General features: G+C 60.5%; 14 protein-coding genes and 1 pseudogene. 9 read left to right on the top strand and 6 right to left on the bottom strand.

Translation table 11 applies throughout. The features are described from left to right. Nucleotides 1-24: 24 nt before the first annotated feature. The 3 genes from gatA to EL18_RS06090 all read right to left on the bottom strand — a co-directional run bounded on the left by gatA (nucleotide 25) and on the right by EL18_RS06090 (nucleotide 2643). Nucleotides 25-1506, bottom strand: coding sequence for an Asp-tRNA(Asn)/Glu-tRNA(Gln) amidotransferase subunit GatA (gene gatA, locus EL18_RS06080; RefSeq protein ID WP_036480833.1), 1482 nt, complete (start codon nucleotides 1504-1506; stop codon nucleotides 25-27). A gap of 57 nt (nucleotides 1507-1563) precedes the next feature. Beyond that, nucleotides 1564-1851, bottom strand: a complete 288-nt coding sequence (gene gatC / locus EL18_RS06085) for an Asp-tRNA(Asn)/Glu-tRNA(Gln) amidotransferase subunit GatC (protein WP_036480835.1) — start codon at nucleotides 1849-1851, stop codon at nucleotides 1564-1566. Nucleotides 1852-1935: 84 nt separating this feature from the next. Further along, the gene (locus tag EL18_RS06090; protein WP_036480838.1) at nucleotides 1936-2643 is read right to left on the bottom strand and encodes a metal-dependent hydrolase; all 708 of its coding nucleotides are present in this window, start codon (nucleotides 2641-2643) and stop codon (nucleotides 1936-1938) included. An 80-nt stretch (nucleotides 2644-2723) separates the two neighbouring features. Between EL18_RS06090 and ruvX the strand changes: the two genes are divergently transcribed. Further along, complete coding sequence (gene ruvX / locus EL18_RS06095) at nucleotides 2724-3200, top strand: Holliday junction resolvase RuvX (protein WP_036480840.1); 477 nt, start codon at nucleotides 2724-2726, stop codon at nucleotides 3198-3200. Here ruvX and EL18_RS06100 read toward each other — a convergent pair. The 3 genes from EL18_RS06100 to EL18_RS06110 form a co-directional block, all read right to left on the bottom strand. Then, a complete protein-coding gene (locus EL18_RS06100; RefSeq protein ID WP_036480842.1) occupies nucleotides 3176-3478 on the bottom strand; it encodes a DUF6105 family protein in 303 nt (100 codons plus the stop codon). The two genes, ruvX and EL18_RS06100, sit on opposite strands and share 25 nt — an antisense overlap. Further along, complete coding sequence (locus tag EL18_RS06105) at nucleotides 3478-4005, bottom strand: hypothetical protein (RefSeq protein WP_036480844.1); 528 nt, start codon at nucleotides 4003-4005, stop codon at nucleotides 3478-3480. Before EL18_RS06105 ends, EL18_RS06100 begins: the two co-directional genes overlap by 1 nt. A gap of 88 nt (nucleotides 4006-4093) precedes the next feature. Continuing rightward, nucleotides 4094-5722, bottom strand: a complete 1629-nt coding sequence (locus EL18_RS06110; RefSeq protein WP_036480846.1) for an acyl-CoA dehydrogenase family protein — start codon at nucleotides 5720-5722, stop codon at nucleotides 4094-4096. 162 nt (nucleotides 5723-5884) lie between these two features. On the opposite strand from EL18_RS06110, the gene EL18_RS06115 reads away from it, so the two are divergent. From EL18_RS06115 to EL18_RS06155, 8 genes and pseudogenes are all read left to right on the top strand, one after another. Then, nucleotides 5885-6850, top strand: a complete 966-nt coding sequence (locus EL18_RS06115) for an aspartate carbamoyltransferase catalytic subunit (protein ID WP_036480847.1) — start codon at nucleotides 5885-5887, stop codon at nucleotides 6848-6850. Then, nucleotides 6847-8133 carry a dihydroorotase gene (locus EL18_RS06120; protein ID WP_036480848.1) on the top strand — a complete coding sequence of 429 codons (1287 nt, stop codon included), beginning with the start codon at nucleotides 6847-6849 and terminating at the stop codon, nucleotides 8131-8133. Before EL18_RS06115 ends, EL18_RS06120 begins: the two co-directional genes overlap by 4 nt. Nucleotides 8134-8177: 44 nt before the next feature. Beyond that, nucleotides 8178-8777 (top strand): glycerol-3-phosphate 1-O-acyltransferase PlsY, encoded by a 600-nt coding sequence (plsY, locus tag EL18_RS06125; protein ID WP_036484131.1) that lies wholly within the window; start codon nucleotides 8178-8180, stop codon nucleotides 8775-8777. Continuing rightward, a pseudogene (dprA, locus tag EL18_RS06130) lies at nucleotides 8774-9900 on the top strand (DNA-processing protein DprA). The gene plsY and the pseudogene dprA overlap by 4 nt, the downstream one beginning before the upstream one ends. A 479-nt stretch (nucleotides 9901-10379) precedes the next feature. Beyond that, nucleotides 10380-12983: a type I DNA topoisomerase gene (gene topA, locus EL18_RS06140; RefSeq protein ID WP_036480850.1), complete on the top strand. Its 2604-nt coding sequence runs from the start codon at nucleotides 10380-10382 to the stop codon at nucleotides 12981-12983. 5 nt (nucleotides 12984-12988) lie between these two features. After that, on the top strand, nucleotides 12989-15292 hold the full coding sequence (rnr, locus tag EL18_RS06145; RefSeq protein ID WP_036480851.1) for a ribonuclease R: 2304 nt from the start codon (nucleotides 12989-12991) through the stop codon (nucleotides 15290-15292). 2 nt (nucleotides 15293-15294) lie between these two features. Beyond that, nucleotides 15295-15720, top strand: a complete 426-nt coding sequence (locus EL18_RS06150) for a DUF983 domain-containing protein (RefSeq protein WP_036480852.1) — start codon at nucleotides 15295-15297, stop codon at nucleotides 15718-15720. Nucleotides 15721-15745: 25 nt separating this feature from the next. Next, a complete protein-coding gene (locus EL18_RS06155) occupies nucleotides 15746-16486 on the top strand; it encodes an NUDIX hydrolase (RefSeq protein WP_036484134.1) in 741 nt (246 codons plus the stop codon). The last annotated feature ends 1 nt before the right edge of the window (nucleotide 16487 follow it).

The raw sequence follows: 16487 nt of genomic DNA on the forward strand, positions 1-16487 counted from the left end.
TGCTCCAAGCGCTTGAGCCTCAGATTACCACCAACGTTTCGGCTCGAAACGTCCGGCCGCCTGTTCGATGACGTGAGCGGTGCGGAACAGCGTTTCCTCATCGAACGGCTTGCCGATGAGCTGCAATCCGAGCGGAAGCCCTTGGGCGTTGAGGCCGGCAGGCACGGAGATACCAGGCAGGCCGGCCATGTTCACGGTCACGGTGAAGATGTCGTTGAGATACATCTTCACCGGGTCGGATGCCATTTCCTTGTCAGCAATGCCGAAGGGTGCCGACGGCGTTGCCGGTGTCAGGATCGCATCAACGCCCGCGTCGAAAGCCTGGGTAAAGTCCTGCTTGATGAGGGTGCGCACCTTCTGTGCACGCAGGTAATAGGCGTCGTAATAGCCGGCGGACAACACATAGGTGCCGATCATCACGCGGCGCTTGACCTCTTCGCCGAAGCCTGCAGCGCGGGTCTTTTCATACATGTCGGCAATGTCCTTGCCGGGCACGCGCAGACCGTAGCGTACGCCGTCATAGCGCGCGAGGTTCGAGGATGCCTCTGCGGGTGCAACGATGTAATAGGCCGGAAGTGCGTATTTCGTGTGCGGCAGCGAGATGTCGACGATCTCGGCACCGGCATCGCGCATCCAGTCGATGCCCTTCTGCCACAACGCTTCCACCTCGTCGGGCATGCCGTCGACGCGGTACTCCTTCGGAATGCCGATCTTCAGGCCCTTCACGGATTGGCCTATGGCCGCCTCATAGTCCGGCACGGGCAGATCGACCGAGGTCGTGTCCTTCGGGTCAACGGATGCCATGGAGCGCAGCAGGATCGCCGCATCGCGCACGTCGCGCGCAATGGGTCCGGCCTGATCGAGCGATGAGGCGAAGGCCACCGTGCCCCAGCGCGAGCAACGGCCATAGGTGGGCTTGATGCCGACAGTGGCCGTGAAGGCCGCAGGCTGGCGTATGGAGCCGCCGGTATCGGTTGCCGTCGCACCGGCGCAAAGCGCTGCGGCAACGGCAGCCGCCGAACCACCTGACGAGCCACCCGGCACAAGCTTTTCGTCGCTGCCTTCGGCACGCCACGGATTGACCACCGGACCGTAATAGGAAGTCTCGTTGGATGAGCCCATCGCGAACTCGTCCATGTTGAGCTTGCCCAGCATGACCGCGCCATCGGCCCAGAGATTGGCGGTGACGGTGGATTCGTAACGAGGCTCGAAACCGTCGAGAATATGGCTGCAGGCCTGGGTGTGCACGCCTTCAGTGGCGAACAGGTCCTTTACACCGAGCGGAATGCCCTCAAGCGCGCCACCATTGCCAGCCGCGATCTTTTCATCCGACTTCGCCGCCATTTCCCGTGCCTTGTCCTCGGTCACACGAACATAGGCATTCAGCTTCTCATTCGCGCCATTGATCGCGCCAAGATAAGCGTCGGTGAGCTCGACTGCAGTGAACTCGCGCGCGACGAGCTTGTCGCGGGCTTCGGCAATGGTCAGCTTGGTCAGGTCGGTCATGAAATCTCGTCCGCTTGGGAACAGCCAGAATAGCTAGATGGAATGGGGCGCCTGCGCCTACTCGACAACCTTCGGCACCACGAAGAAATTGTCTTCCGATGCCGGTGCATTGGCCACCACATCGTCGGCCTTATTGCCGTCCGTCACCTCGTCGGAGCGAAGGCGCATGGTGGTCGGAATAGCGGAGGTCATCGGCTCCACGCCATCCACATTCACTTCGCTCAACTGCTCGACAAAGCCGAGAATCTGATTGAGTTCACCCATCATGCGCTCTGCATCGGCATCCTGCACTTCAATGCGAGCAAGATGGGCGACGCGCTTGACGGTATCGATATCTACGGACATTTCGCTGTTTCCTCAGCCCAGGCACTGGATGGCACGGGCTATAGTCGCGCCGGCCATCCCATGCAACTGCCTCACCACAAAAAGCTAGAGCGTGAAGGGCTTGCCCTTCTCCGGAAGCAGCACCTTCGATTGCGCGTCTTCCATGGCATCCACGAATTTCTGCGCATCCTGGTCGATGATCGGGAATGAACCGAAATGGCAGGGAATGACCGTCTCGAAGGTGAAATAGCGCTGGCAGGCGAGAGCCGCGACGGCGCCACCCATGGTGAAGCGGTCCCCCACCGGAACGAGGCCGATCTGCGGCTGGTGCAGTTCCTGAATAAGTGCCATGTCGCCGAATATGTCAGTATCGCCCATATGGTAGAGCGACTTGTCGTCGGGGAAATGCAGGACCAGACCGGCCGGATTGCCGAGATAGACCGCGGGCCCATCGCCGCTGGAATAGGATGAGGAGTGAAGCGCGTTCACGAAAGTGGTGGTGAAGCCGCCGCAATCCACCGTGCCACCGTGATTGCCGGGATTGATTTTGTCTTCGGCCACGCCCTGGGAAACGAGGTAGCTGCAGAGCTCGAAATTTGCCACCAGCATCGCGCCGGTCTTCTTCAAAATCTCCACCGCGTCGCCGACGTGATCATTATGCCCGTGTGTCAGAAGCACATGGGTCACGCCCTCTGCCGCTTCCTCCCAGCCGCCATCCCAGGCGGGATTGCCGGTGAGAAACGGATCGATGAGGATCTTCGCGTTGCCTGTCTCTATGCGGAAGGCAGAATGTCCATACCAGGTGACTTGCATAATAAAGCTCCTCGATTGTTCGTGCGCGCAAGGATAGAAGCGCCGTTATAGGTGTCAAAGGCCATGAATGGTGATTGCAGTTGGAAATCGTGACTCTTGAAGAACTGACCGAGCGGCTGCCTGCAACAGGTGCACTGATGGGCCTTGATCTGGGAACGAAGACCATAGGCGTTGCTGTCTCCGATCTTGGCCGTCGCTTTGCCTCGCCCCGGGCCGTCATCATGCGCAAGAAGTTCACGCAGGATGCCGAGCAACTGCTCAAACAGATGGGTCAGGAAAAGGTGGTTGCGGTAGTCATCGGTCTGCCCCGCAACATGGACGGGACCGAGGGGCCCCGCGCGCAGTCGACACGCGCCTTCATTCGCAACCTGTCGCCAAAATGTGATCTGCCAATCGTGTTCTGGGATGAGCGGCTTTCCACGGTTGCCGCCGAACGCGCGCTTCTGGAGATGGACGTGTCAAGGGCCAAACGCAGTGAACGCATCGATTCGGCTGCGGCGTCCTTCATCCTGCAGGGCGCGCTTGACCGGCTTCAGGCGCTCGGCGCTGCAGGCTGAATATATTTTTTCTCAGCCAGCCAGGCCCTGATCTTTTTCCGGCGACGGAATGCGATGATGGCCAAGAGGATTGAGCCGTCCACCAGGCAGGCACGCGCCACCATTGGTGCGATCGTATCGGGATCGATGCCCAGGATCTGACCATAAATTCCAAACACATGGTCATGCGCCTGGCGGGTGAAGATCGGCGTACCCAGTCCAACATCGTGATAGGCCAGCAGATACCAGCCCCAGAACAGGCTCATCGGGATCACAAAGAACAGGAAAAAGTAGCGCATCAGTCGCCTCCCCGCCCGTTTGGAACAGTGGGTGTCGCCAGGCGGTCCACCATGGTGCCATGCGCGGCTTTCAAGGCGAGGACCCTGGCTGCGCGTTCCCTGTCTTGCGTTTCAGCCAATTCAACGGGATCGTTCTGAACCGAAAACCATCGGACCGCGAGATAGGATGCCATGAGCGCTGCCATCGCCGAAAGCGCTGCAGCAGCGACATCCATGGCATCTGTTGCGGTAACCGCGCCAGCCAGGATTGAAACCATCAGCGCCAGAACGCCGACACCGAAAGCAAGGTCGGTGACCTGCGGCAGCGCAAGTGCATCTTCCAACGTGGAGAGAGTCGTGAAGAGCAGCCATGCAAAAAGCGCGGCAGCGAGTGCCGGAACGAGCGCGAGAACGGCCTGCAGCACACCTGCCGAGACCCCGTCCCCCTCGAACAAGAGGTTGTGGGCGGAAAGCAGGCGTGTGGATGCTCCGATGGCGAAGAACGCCATCCAGAACAGGGACACGCTGATTTGGATGCTGCGCGACATGATCGACTCCGGTTGAAGCCAAAGTGGCGCGCTGGGGTTGCAACTTCAATGATAACCTTTTGTTAACCTTAACTGCAGCCCGTTTTGCTCAACCCTCCGCCGGGTAAAGCATCTCGAGAATGGTGCCGGCATCATGGCGCGCGTCGAGCATGCCGTAGGTCCCGCGCCACTGTCCCGCAAGCCGCGTCTCTATGAAGGCATCTGCTACCTGCCCCGCTCCCATACGCCGCAATTCTGCAGCAGCTGCGGCGAGTGCGAGCTGTTCGGTAAGGATCCGGGCAGTACCTGTGTCGCTCTGACACACGCTTATGGCCGCCTTCAGCACCTCTACGGTGCCCTTGCTCTTCGGCCCGAGATCTTGATGGATCGCGGCCAGAACTTCATCGAACAGGGAAGCATTGCGGTCGATCACGCGCAGCACGTCCAGCGCCATCACATTGCCGGACCCTTCCCAGATCGCGTTTACCGGTGCCTCGCGATAGTGGCGGGCAAGTGGCGTTTCCTCCACATATCCGGTGCCGCCCAGGCACTCCATCGCTTCATATGTAACGGCAGGCGCAATCTTGCAGACCCAGTATTTCACGACCGGGGTCATGGCCCGGGCGAATGCCGCTTCGGCCTTGTTGTTGGCGGCTTCATCGAAGGAGCGTGCCAGCCGGAACGACAAGGCGGTTGCCGCAGCTACATCAAGTGCCAGATCGGCAAGCACGCGCTGCATCAGGGGCTGATCGAAGAGCTTGTCGCCAAAGACCGTGCGATGGCGCGTGTGGTGAACGGCTTCGGCGAGGCTTGCACGCATCAGACCCGAGGAGCCGAGCGCACAATCGAGACGTGTCAGCGTTACCATGTCCATGATGGTGCGGATGCCGGCACCTTCGTCACCGACGCGATATGCAAGCGTGTTGTGAAACTCGACCTCGGAAGACGCATTTGAGCGATTGCCGAGCTTGTCCTTCAGACGCTGGAAACGAAAACCGTTGCTCGCACTGTCGTCGGTGACACGGGGCGCGAGAAAGCAGGTGAGACCCTCCCTTGCCTGAGCAAGCACGAGAAACGCATCGCTCATGGGCGCGGACATGAACCATTTATGGCCGTTGATCCGGTAGAGATTGCTTCCGGCCGGTTCCGCAGTGGTGGTGTTGGCGCGCACATCCGTGCCGCCCTGCTTCTCGGTCATGCCCATGCCGATGGTAACACCCTGCTTCTGGCTGGCGGGGCGGTGGGAGTGGTCATATTTGCGGGCAATGACGCGCGGACCCCATGCGCGGAAGAGATCCGGCGCCGACATGAGTGCTGCAAGCGAAGCATTGGTCATGGTCAGCGGGCAAAGATGTCCCGATTCGAGCTGCCCGGTAAGGAAGAAACGTGCAGCGCGCACCTGGTGGCGCTGGCCCTTCTCCCCGGCACTGTCTTCCCAGACGGAAGAGTGCAGTCCCGCCTGAACGGAGCGGCGCATCAATGCGTGGTAAGCCGGGTGAAACTCGACAATGTCAGCCCGCTTGCCATAGCGGTCATGCGTTTTCAGAACCGGCGGATTCTCATTGGCAAGCCGCGCAAGATCCAGCGCTTCCGGCGTGCGAACGAAGCGGCCGAGCACCTCCAGTTCCTTGCGCACTTCTTCGGAAAATTTCTCGCCAGCCTGCAGTGCCAGCGGATCCGTGCGCCAGGCATTTGTTCCGCTGAGCGGCGGCGGCTGGTTCGTAACCTCGTGATTCACGCTTCAGGTCCTTCGGCTTTGAATATGCGCGCGGAGAATCCGCATCTTGTAGCACAAGCCTAGTGCATGTTTCTTTCCGCAATGAAAACAGGGGGAAATCATCGTGCACCACATGCAACAGCTTGCCCACTCGCGCTCGCGCGCATATAGCAACGGCTTGAGATGACACAGCCAAGCCCCCTCCCCCTTTACCCGCACCGACACCTGCTCGGCATCAAGGGGCTGTCGCCCCTCGACATTGAGCTCCTGCTTGATCGTGCGGACGCCGCGGTCGCCCTCTCACGCCAGTCGGAGAAGAAATCTTCGGTTCTGCGCGGGCGCACCCAGATCAACCTCTTCTACGAAGCCTCGACGCGCACGCAGTCGTCCTTCGAGCTGGCCGGAAAACGGCTTGGCGCGGATGTGATGAACATGTCGGTGGCAAGCTCATCGGCCAAGAAGGGCGAGACCCTTCTTGATACAGCGGTCACGCTCAACGCGATGCGCCCCGACATACTTGTCATCCGCCATGCGGCTGCCGGTGCTGCGGCACTTCTTGCGCAGAAAGTCGGTTGCTCCGTGGTCAATGCCGGTGACGGTGCCCACGAGCATCCGACCCAGGCCCTGCTTGATGCGCTGACTATCCGTCGCGCAAGGGGCCGCATCCACGGGCTCACGGTGGCGATCTGCGGCGACATCCTTCACTCGCGCGTCGCACGCTCCAACATCATCCTGCTCAATGCAATGGGTGCACGTGTACGTGTCGTGGCGCCATCGACGCTTCTGCCCTCCGGCATAGCGCAGATGGGTGTTGAGCCCTTCACGCGCCTTGAAGAAGGCATTGCCGGTGCGGATGTCGTCATGATGCTGCGCCTGCAGCGCGAGCGAATGGCCGGCACCTTCGTGCCTTCGACCCGCGAATATTTCCGATATTTCGGACTGGACGCCAAGAAGCTCAAGGCAGCCGCGCCCGATGCGCTTGTCATGCATCCAGGCCCCATGAATCGTGGTGTGGAGATCGCTTCGGAGGTTGCCGATGGTCCACAAAGCATGATCCAGGAGCAGGTGGAAATGGGTGTGGCCGTGCGCATGGCCGTGATGGAAGCGCTTCTCGACCCCAGACGTGACGCGGAGGGAGCGAAGCCATGAGCGCGACCCTTTTCAAGAATGCACGCATCGTCGATCCATCACAGAAGATGGAAGAAGATGGCGCCGTACTCGTGCAGGACGGCAAGGTCGTGGCCTCAGGCGCTGATGCAATGAACCAGGGCGCGCCCGAAGGTGCAAAGGTCATCGACTGCCGCGGCGCGACCATCATTCCCGGCCTCGTGGATGCACGGGTCTTCGTGGGCGAACCGGGTGCGGAGCATCGCGAGACCATCGCCTCCGCGAGCAATGCAGCGGCAGCTGGCGGTGTGACCTCCATCATCCTGATGCCCGACACGGATCCGGTCATTGACGATGTAGCGCTGGTGGAGTTCGTGCTGCGTACCGCGCGCGAGACGGCCAGCGTTCATGTCCATCCCTCAGCTGCCATTACCAAGGGCTTGCGCGGCGAGGAACTGAGCGAGTTCGGTCTGCTTCACGATGCAGGTGCTGTTGCCGTCACCGAAGGCCGCAAGACGCTTTGCAGCGCGCAGACCATGCGGCGTGCGCTCACCTATGCTCGCGACATGGATATCGTGGTCTCCCACAGCACGCAGGATGCGGATCTCGGTGCATCCGGTGTAATGAATGAAGGTCTTCTTGCAAGCTGGCTCGGCCTGCCCGGCATTCCGCGCGAGGCCGAGGCCATCCCGCTGCAGCGCGATCTCATGCTCGCTGCCTTGACGAAGGGGCGCTATCACGCTGCGGAAATTTCAACAGCGATGTCGGCTGCGGCCATACGGCAGGCAAAAGATCGCGGAAGCCGTGTCACCGCGGGCATCAGCATCAATCACTTGAGCCTGAACGAGAATGATATCGGAGAGTACCGGACATTCTTCCGCCTTTCGCCGCCGTTGCGCTCAGAAGATGACCGTCAGGCGATGATCGCGGCACTCAAGGACGGCACGATAGACATTATCGTCTCCTCCCACGATCCACAGGATGTGGACACCAAGCGCCTGCCCTTCGCGGAAGCGGCATCCGGGGCTATCGGGCTGGAGACACTTCTGTCGGCGGCATTGCGGCTCTACCACAATGGCGAAGTACCGCTCTCGCGCCTGATCGAAGCGCTGTCGACCGCACCTGCGCGGCTGTTCGGCCTTCCCGGTGGCACACTGAGGCCCGGTGCGCCGGCAGACCTGGCCGTGCTCGATGTCGATGCGCCATGGCTTGTGCAGGAAGCCAATATTCGTTCATTGTCGAAGAATACGAGCTTCGAGAATGCACGCATGCAGGGCAAGGTCTTGCAAACTGTGGTTGCAGGCCGCACAGTATACACGGCCTGACCCGATGGTCGGGCCAGTTTGAGGGGGAGCGGAAGATGGAGATGATGACGGGAGGCGGCGTGCTTGCGACAATCGCGGCTCTGGCTTTCGGCTATCTGCTCGGCTCCATACCCTTCGGCCTCGTTCTGACGAAGATGGCTGGCCTCGGCGATATCCGCTCCATCGGCTCAGGCAATATCGGCGCGACCAATGTGCTGCGCACCGGCAACAAGAAGCTGGCCGCGCTGACACTTGCCCTTGATGCCCTCAAGGGTGCCGTCGCAGTGCTTGTTGCTGGCATGATCGATCCCATGGCAGCACTTTTTGCCGGCTTCGGTGCCTTTCTGGGTCATCTCTATCCAGCCTGGCTTGGCTTCAAGGGCGGCAAGGGTGTTGCCACCTATCTGGGCATTCTCATCGTGGTCACGTGGAAAGGGGCGCTTGTCTTCGCCATTGTCTGGCTCGGGACTGCCTTTGCGACACGTTACTCTTCGCTTGCAGCGCTTCTTGCGGCCATTGCCGTGCCGCTGGCTCTCTTCATTCTGGGCATGAACGCTCCCGCAATCCTGTTCCTGCTGATGAGCCTACTGGTCTTCATCAAGCACAGGCAGAACATCTCCCGCCTGATGAACGGGAGTGAGTCCAAGATCGGAGCCAAGGGATGAGCGGCAGCCGCGCGCGCCGCCTGTCCGAAAGACAGCGTCTCGCGTGGCTTCGCCTGATCCGGACCGACAATGTCGGACCTGCGACCTTTCGCGACCTGATCAACCGGTTCGGTTCAGCCGAAGAGGCATTGGGCGCATTGCCCGAACTTGCAAAACGCGGCGGTGCCCGCAAATTGCGCATCGCGAGCGAGGACGACGTCCTGCAGGAGCTTGAACAGGCCGATAAACTCGGCGCGAGCTTCATCGCCATCGGAGAACCGGAATATCCGCCCCTGCTGGCTGGCATGACCATCCGCCGCCCCTGTTTGCCGCCCGCGGGCGGCTTGAACTGCTCCGCGAGCCGGCTGTTGCCATTGTCGGCGCACGCAATGCCTCTCTTGCTGCAACCAAACTCGCACAGCGATTTTCAGCCGAACTTGGCCGCGAAGGCCTCGTGCTCGTTTCGGGCCTGGCACGCGGCATCGATGCCGCCGTTCATCAGGCAAGCCTTGGTACCGGTACGGTCGGCGTTCTGGCCGGTGGGCTGGATCGACCCTATCCGCCGGAAAACGACGCTCTTCATGCCGCGCTTTGTGACAAAGGTGCGGTCATCAGCGAGATGCCCTTTGGCTGGGCGCCGCGCTCGCGTGATTTCCCAAGACGCAACCGCATCGTGGCAGGGTGTTCCTATGGCCTTCTGGTCGTGGAAGCGGCGATACGCTCGGGATCCCTGATCAGCGCGCGGCTGGCAAACGAGATGGGGCGGCTGGTTTTCGCAATACCGGGATCACCGCTGGATCCGAGAGCTGCGGGAACCAATGGCTTGATCAAACAGGGTGCCAGCCTCGTGACAGAAGCGCGGGACATACTAGAAGCGTTGGCTCCATTGATCGGCAAACTGCCGCCGAGCTACCACACCGCAGAAGAACCTCCCGATCTCGCAGGTGCGCCTGCACCCGAAGAGACGGATCGGATGCTGGTCCTGAATGCATTGACGGTTGCGCCTGTCGAGGTGGATGAGCTGATCCGCTTTACCGGACTGATGCCGGCGCAGATCGCGCTCATCCTTCTCGAACTTGATCTCGCCGGGCGGATCGAACGCCATCCCGGCGGGAAAGTTTCATTGTTGATGCAAGGGGACTAAAGCGCTTCCGCCCGGACGCTCCTGCCGGATCGTGTCGCTGCACTCGATGTAGGCCATCTCAATGAAGTAGGCGAGCGTTTCGCACCTCTCGGCTCTTGCCATGGTCAAGAGCTGACCGAGCATTGCCTGAAGATATTCGAGCGTTTCAGCCTTGTTCCGTGAGCCTGCTTCCATCGCAGCCACACTCCCCTGCCTATAGACAGCCGAAGCTGTCTCAAGCCCCCTCAACATCAACATATCTACCCCGTTCGCATGCCCTTTTCTCTTTGGGACCCAGCCTAGTGACAGGCATGGTTTATATACTAATAAATGTAATTTTAACGCAATACTCGTTTTGATTGCATAAGCGTTCATTCGCGACGTTTTTGGCCGCCTGCTCTTGACCACGAGGAAAAGCGCAGCCATGTCACGCGGAACAATTTGCGTATCTGCCAACGAGATTTGGCTGGAATTCAGGCCCCGCGAGGTATTGCCAGCGCATGGAAGTCGTCATTGTCGAGTCGCCGGCCAAGGCGAAAACCATCAATAAATATCTGGGCAAGAACTATAAGGTTCTGGCCTCCTACGGCCATGTCCGCGACCTACCGGCTAAAGACGGTTCGGTACTGCCTGACCAGGATTTCGAAATGTCGTGGAGCGTGGACAGCCAGTCCAACAAGCGACTGAGCGACATCACAAAAGCGGTCAAAGAGGCCGACGGCGTCATTCTCGCAACTGACCCGGATCGCGAAGGTGAAGCGATTTCGTGGCATGTTCTCGAAGTACTGCGCCAGAAGCGGGCCTTGAAGGACAAGCCGGTCAAGCGCGTGGTCTTTAACGCCATCACCAAGAAGGCGATCCTCGACGCCATGGCAGAGCCGCGCGAGGTGGATGCTCCGCTGGTGGAAGCCTATCTGGCGCGCCGCGCACTGGATTATCTCGTAGGCTTCACGCTCTCGCCCGTCCTCTGGCGCAAGCTGCCCGGTGCGCGTTCGGCCGGTCGCGTCCAGTCGGTCGCGCTGCGGCTCGTCTGCGACCGCGAATCCGAGATCGAGCGATTCATCCGCGAGGATTATTGGCAGCTTGCAGCCCAGCTCAAGACGCCGCGTGGCGACGAATTCGAGGCTCGCCTGACCGAGCTAGATGGCAAGAAGCTGCAGAAGCTTTCCATCAAGAGCCAGGAACAGGCCGACGAGATCGAGGCCCTTCTAAGGAGTGCGTCCTACAAGGTACTCTCGGTCGAGGCGAAGCCGACCAGGCGCAATCCGGCCCCGCCCTTCACAACATCCACGCTGCAGCAGGCTGCGTCCTCGCGCCTCAGCTTCTCCGCCTCGCGCACCATGCAGGTCGCGCAGCGCCTTTACGAAGGTGTCGATATTGGCGGCGAGACCACCGGTCTCATCACCTATATGCGTACCGATGGCGTGCAGATGGCACCCGAAGCGCTCGACCAGGCGCGCCAAGCCGTCGCCAATACCTTTGGCGAACGCTATCTGCCCGAAAAGCCGCGTTACTATTCGGTCAAGGCCAAGAATGCGCAGGAAGCGCACGAAGCCATCCGGCCGACAGATTTTTCGCGAACGCCAGACCAGGTGCGCAAATATCTCGATGCCGATCAGGCGCGTCTCTACGAAATCATCTGGAAACGTGCGATCGCCTCTCAAATGGAAGCGGCTCAGATCGAGCGTACCACGGTGGAGATCATGGCCGATGGCGGCAGCCGCAAGGCCGGTCTTCGTGCCGTTGGCTCGGTCATTCGCTTCGAAGGCTTCCTCGCCGCCTATTCCATCGACAAGGAAGACGGCGACGATGACGAGAACTCCAACCGACTGCCCGAGATCAACCGGGACGAGGATCTGGAGCGTCAGGAGATCAAGGTCTCCAAGCACACGACAGAACCGCCGCCGCGCTATTCGGAAGCTTCGCTCATCAAGAAGATGGAAGAGCTCGGTATCGGCCGCCCGTCCACCTATGCCGCGACGCTGAAGACGCTGGAAGATCGCGACTACGTCACCATAGACAAGCGCCGCCTCGTGCCGCAGGCCAAGGGCCGCATCGTCATCGGCTTCCTGGAAAACTTCTTCCGGCGCTATGTCGAATATGACTTCACGGCAGCCCTTGAAGAACAGCTCGACAAGATTTCCGACGGCCAGCTCGACTGGAAGCAGGTCTTGCGCGACTTCTGGAAGGACTTTTCCGGTTCGGTTGAAGACATCAAGGAGCTGCGCGTCACCGAGGTCCTGAATGTCCTCAACGAAGAGCTTGCACCATTGGTCTTCCCCGAGCGGGAAGACGGCAGCAATCCGCGCATCTGCCCGAAATGCGGTACCGGAAATCTCTCGCTGAAGCTTGGACGCTATGGCGCATTTGTCGGCTGCTCCAACTATCCCGAATGCGGCTTCACCCGCCAGCTTGGCATGGAAGGTGAAGGCGGCGATGGTGCAGGCGTAGACGGCGACAAGGTTCTCGGCAACGATCCCGAGACCGGCGAGGAAATCACTCTGCGCACCGGTCGCTTCGGCCCCTATGTTCAGCGCGGCGAAGGCAAGGAAGCCAAGCGATCAAGCCTGCCGCGCGGCTGGCAGGCTGCCGCCATGGACCTGGAAAAGGCGCTGTCGCTTCTTTCGCTGCCGCGTGAGGTTGGACTGCATCCCGAAACGGGCAAGCCGATCTCTGCAGGCATCGGCCGCTATGGCCCCTTCCTTCTCCATGACGGCGCCTATGCAAATCTGGAATCGGTGGAAGATGTCTTTACCGTCGGCCTCAATCGCGCGGTCACCGTCATTGCCGAAAAGCAGGCAAAGGGCGGAGGACGCGGCCGCGCAAAGGCTGCAGCGCTGAAGGAACTGGGCGAGCATCCGGATGGTGGCGCGATCACTATCCGCGACGGGCGCTATGGTCCATATGTGAATCATGGCAAGGTCAATGCCACGCTGCCCAAAGGCAAGGACCCGCAAGAGGTCACGCTTGAAGAGGCGCTGGAACTGATCGCGGCCAAAAGCGGTAAGAGTGCGAAGGCGAAAAAGAAGCCTGCTGCAAAAAAGACCGCTACGAAGAAAACGGCTACAAAGCCCAAGGCCACCAAGAAGGCCAAGACGGAGTAACAGGATTGGCGCGCAAGATATCTGGCTCGAAGAAGAAGAAATCAGAGCCGACGGGCGGATCGAGATCCGAAGCTCATCTGCCCTCCCGCGATGAAGTCTTGCGCTACATCACCGAAAACCCCGACCGGTCCGGCAAGCGCGAGATCGCCAAGGCCTTCAATCTGAAGGCAGGCGACCGCGTCTGGCTGAAAGACCTGCTGCGCGAGTTGCAGGACGAAGGCCACATCAAGAAGCGCCGCAAGAAGCTGATGCGTCCGGGTGCCCTGCCCCATGTCGTCGTACTCGACATCTTCTCGCGTGACAGTGAAGGTACGCTCCTCGCCCGGCCGGCCGAGATGGATGATGACGCGGACATTCCGCCGCCAATCGTGGCGATCCGCAGCCAGAAGCGTTCTGCCGCCGGCGTAGGCGACCGGGTACTGGCGCGCGTCTTCCCCGCTGATGATAGCGATGGCCCGCCCTATTCGGGCAAGGTCATGAAGGTCTTCGAGAAGAAGAAGCGCTCCGTGCTTGGTGTTCTCGCCCGCACGAAGTCGGGCGAATGGCGTCTGGAACCGGTGGAGCGCAAGCAGCCTGAACTCGAGATCGACGCAGACCAGCTTCAGGGCGCCAAGGAAGGCGATCTGATCGAGGCGGAGCCTCTGACCCGCAATAAATACGGTTTGCCCAAGGGCCGCGTCACGGAAGTCGTGGGTTCGCTGAAATCCGAAAAGGCGGTTTCGCTCATTGCGATCCACGCCCACGAAATTCCGCATGTATTCCCGCAATCGGTTCTAAATGAAGCGGAAAATGCGGAAGAAGCCAGCCTTTCCGGTCGCGAGGACTGGCGCAAGATACCGCTCATCACCATCGATCCGGCGGACGCCAAGGATCATGACGATGCCGTCTATGCGGAAGCGGACACGGATGAGAACAACAAGGGGGGCGTGATCGTCACTGTCGCCATCGCGGATGTTGCAGCCTATGTGCGCTCGGGCTCAGCCCTTGATCGCGAAGCGCTGCGTCGCGGAAATTCGGTTTACTTCCCGGACAGGGTCGTGCCCATGCTGCCCGAGCGCATATCCAACGATCTGTGCTCGCTGCGTGAAGGCGAAGCGCGGCCTGCAATGGCGGTGCGCATGCGCTTCAATGCACAAGGCCGCAAGGTGGATCACAGCTTTCATCGCGTGCTTATGCGCTCTGCCGCCAAGCTTTCCTACCAGCAGGCGCAGGCAGCCATTGACGGCGAGCCGGATGAGAAGACCGGTCCACTCCTCGATACTATCTTGAAGCCGCTCTGGGAGGCCTATGGCATTCTCAGGCGCGGACGCGCGGCGCGTGAGCCGCTGGAGCTTGACCTGCCGGAGCGCAAGATCGTGCTGAAGGAAGACGGCACGGTGGACCGGGTATACGTGCCCCCTCGGCTCGATGCGCACAAGCTGATCGAAGAGTTCATGATCCAGGCCAATGTGGCCGCAGCGGAGACGCTGGAGAATGCGCGCAAGCCGGTCGTCTACCGCGTTCATGATGCACCTTCGCTTGCCAAGCAGGAATCGCTTCGCGAATTTCTGGGCACCCTGGAAATCTCTCTGGCACGCGGCGCCTCGCTGAAGCCCGCGCAATTCAACCAGATACTCGACCGGGTGCGCGAGACCGAGCAGGAGCAGCTCGTCAACGAGGTGGTGCTACGATCGCAAAGCCAGGCTGTCTATGCGACGGAGAATCTCGGCCATTTCGGTCTCAATCTGCGCCGCTACGCGCATTTCACCTCACCTATCCGGCGCTATGCCGACCTGCTCGTCCACCGCTCGCTGATAACCGCTCTTGGCCTCGGCAAGGATGGCTTGCGCGAACAGGACGAGGCGCAGCTTGCCGAATATGCCGCACTCATCTCCACGACGGAGCGGCGCGCCATGGCGGCGGAACGCGAGACCGTGGACCGGCTGATTGCCGAACATCTGGCCACACGCAGAGGCGAAGAGTTCCAGGCACGCATCTCCGGCATGGCGGGAGCCGGCATTTTCGTCCAGCTGCCACATTTTGGCGCAGATGGCTTTGTGCCCATATCAACTTTGGGCAATGACTATTATATCTACGACGAAACGCGCCACGCCATGATCGGCGAGCGCAGCGGGCTAGGCTATCAGCTAGGTGACATGGTCGATGTGCGCCTGGTCGAGATAGCACCGCTGCAGGGGGCAATGCGTTTCGAGATGTTGAGCAAGCCGACAAAACTGCCGGGCTCGACGAAGTCTTTTCACAAGGCCCGCCGCGGTCGCGATGCAAGCGCGCGGCGCAGGGGCAGAGCCTCGACACGAGGCAGGAGGTAGTGATGGAGCAGCAGGTATTCGGCGGCGACAAGGCAAAGCGTCCGCAGCGCCCGCTTTATGAAGCCATGCGCCGCGGTTTCTTCGGCAAATGCCCCCATTGCGGCGAAGGCAAGCTGTTCCGCAGCTTCCTCAAGACCGTGGACCACTGCCATGCGTGCGGTGAGGAGATGTCTCACCATCGCGCAGACGATCTGCCAGCCTATCTCGTCATCTTCATAGTCGGCCACGTTGTGGTTGGTGCGTTCATGGGCGTTGAAGCCATGACGAATTGGGGGCTGTGGGCCCATCTGGCGCTATGGGTGCCTGTTACCACCGTGATGTCTCTCGCCCTGATCGAGCCGATCAAGGGCTCGGTGGTGGGCCTGCAATGGGCTTATTACATGCATGGCTTTGGCGGCGAGGATGACGGGCCGTCTGCGCATGGATGAAGGCAGAACTGCATCGCCGGAGACGATGGGCGGCCTTTCACGCGCACAGCTAGACAAGGCGGAATCCAGGGATTTCGCTTTGGGTGCAGGTCCGTTGCGCCCCAAAGATGCAGCAACGCTCATTCTGCTGGACCGAAGTGCCTCTGTTCCACGCGTCCTGATGGGGCGCAGGCACCAACGCCACACATTCATGCCCGGACGCTATGTATTCCCCGGTGGCAGGACTGATCCGGGAGATGGCCGCATTCGCCTCGCAGCAACCCTCCATCCGGACGAAGCATCGAAGTTGCGGGCACGGGCGGGGCGTCTTTCGGACACTCGCGCGCGTGCCATCGCAATGTCCGCCATCCGCGAAACCTACGAGGAAGCCGGTCTTCTGCTCGGGCGTCGTGGAGATTTTCGCACACGTAGCCCTCAATGGCAGGCCTTCGTCGAGGCGGGAATCGAACCCTGCCTTGATCGGCTGCGCCTGATCGCACGCGCAATCACGCCTCCGGGACGCGTTCGCCGTTACGACACACGGTTTCTGGCAACGTTTCGCGATGATGTTGCGGTGGAACTTCCGCAAGGCGGTCCGACGGAAGAACTGGAAGAGCTATTGTGGTTGCCCATTGCGGAGGCCATGGAGCATGAAATCCCCATGATCACCCGCACGGTGCTCAAGGATCTGCAGGACCGGTTGACGCAAGACCCCGACTTGAAGCCGGGTGGCGCAGTTCCCTTCTACGCCATGAGAGGAAAAACTTTTAAGCGGGAACTTCTCTGAT

Source organism: Nitratireductor basaltis, assembly GCF_000733725.1.
Classification (GTDB): Bacteria; Pseudomonadota; Alphaproteobacteria; order Rhizobiales; family Rhizobiaceae; genus Chelativorans; species Chelativorans basaltis.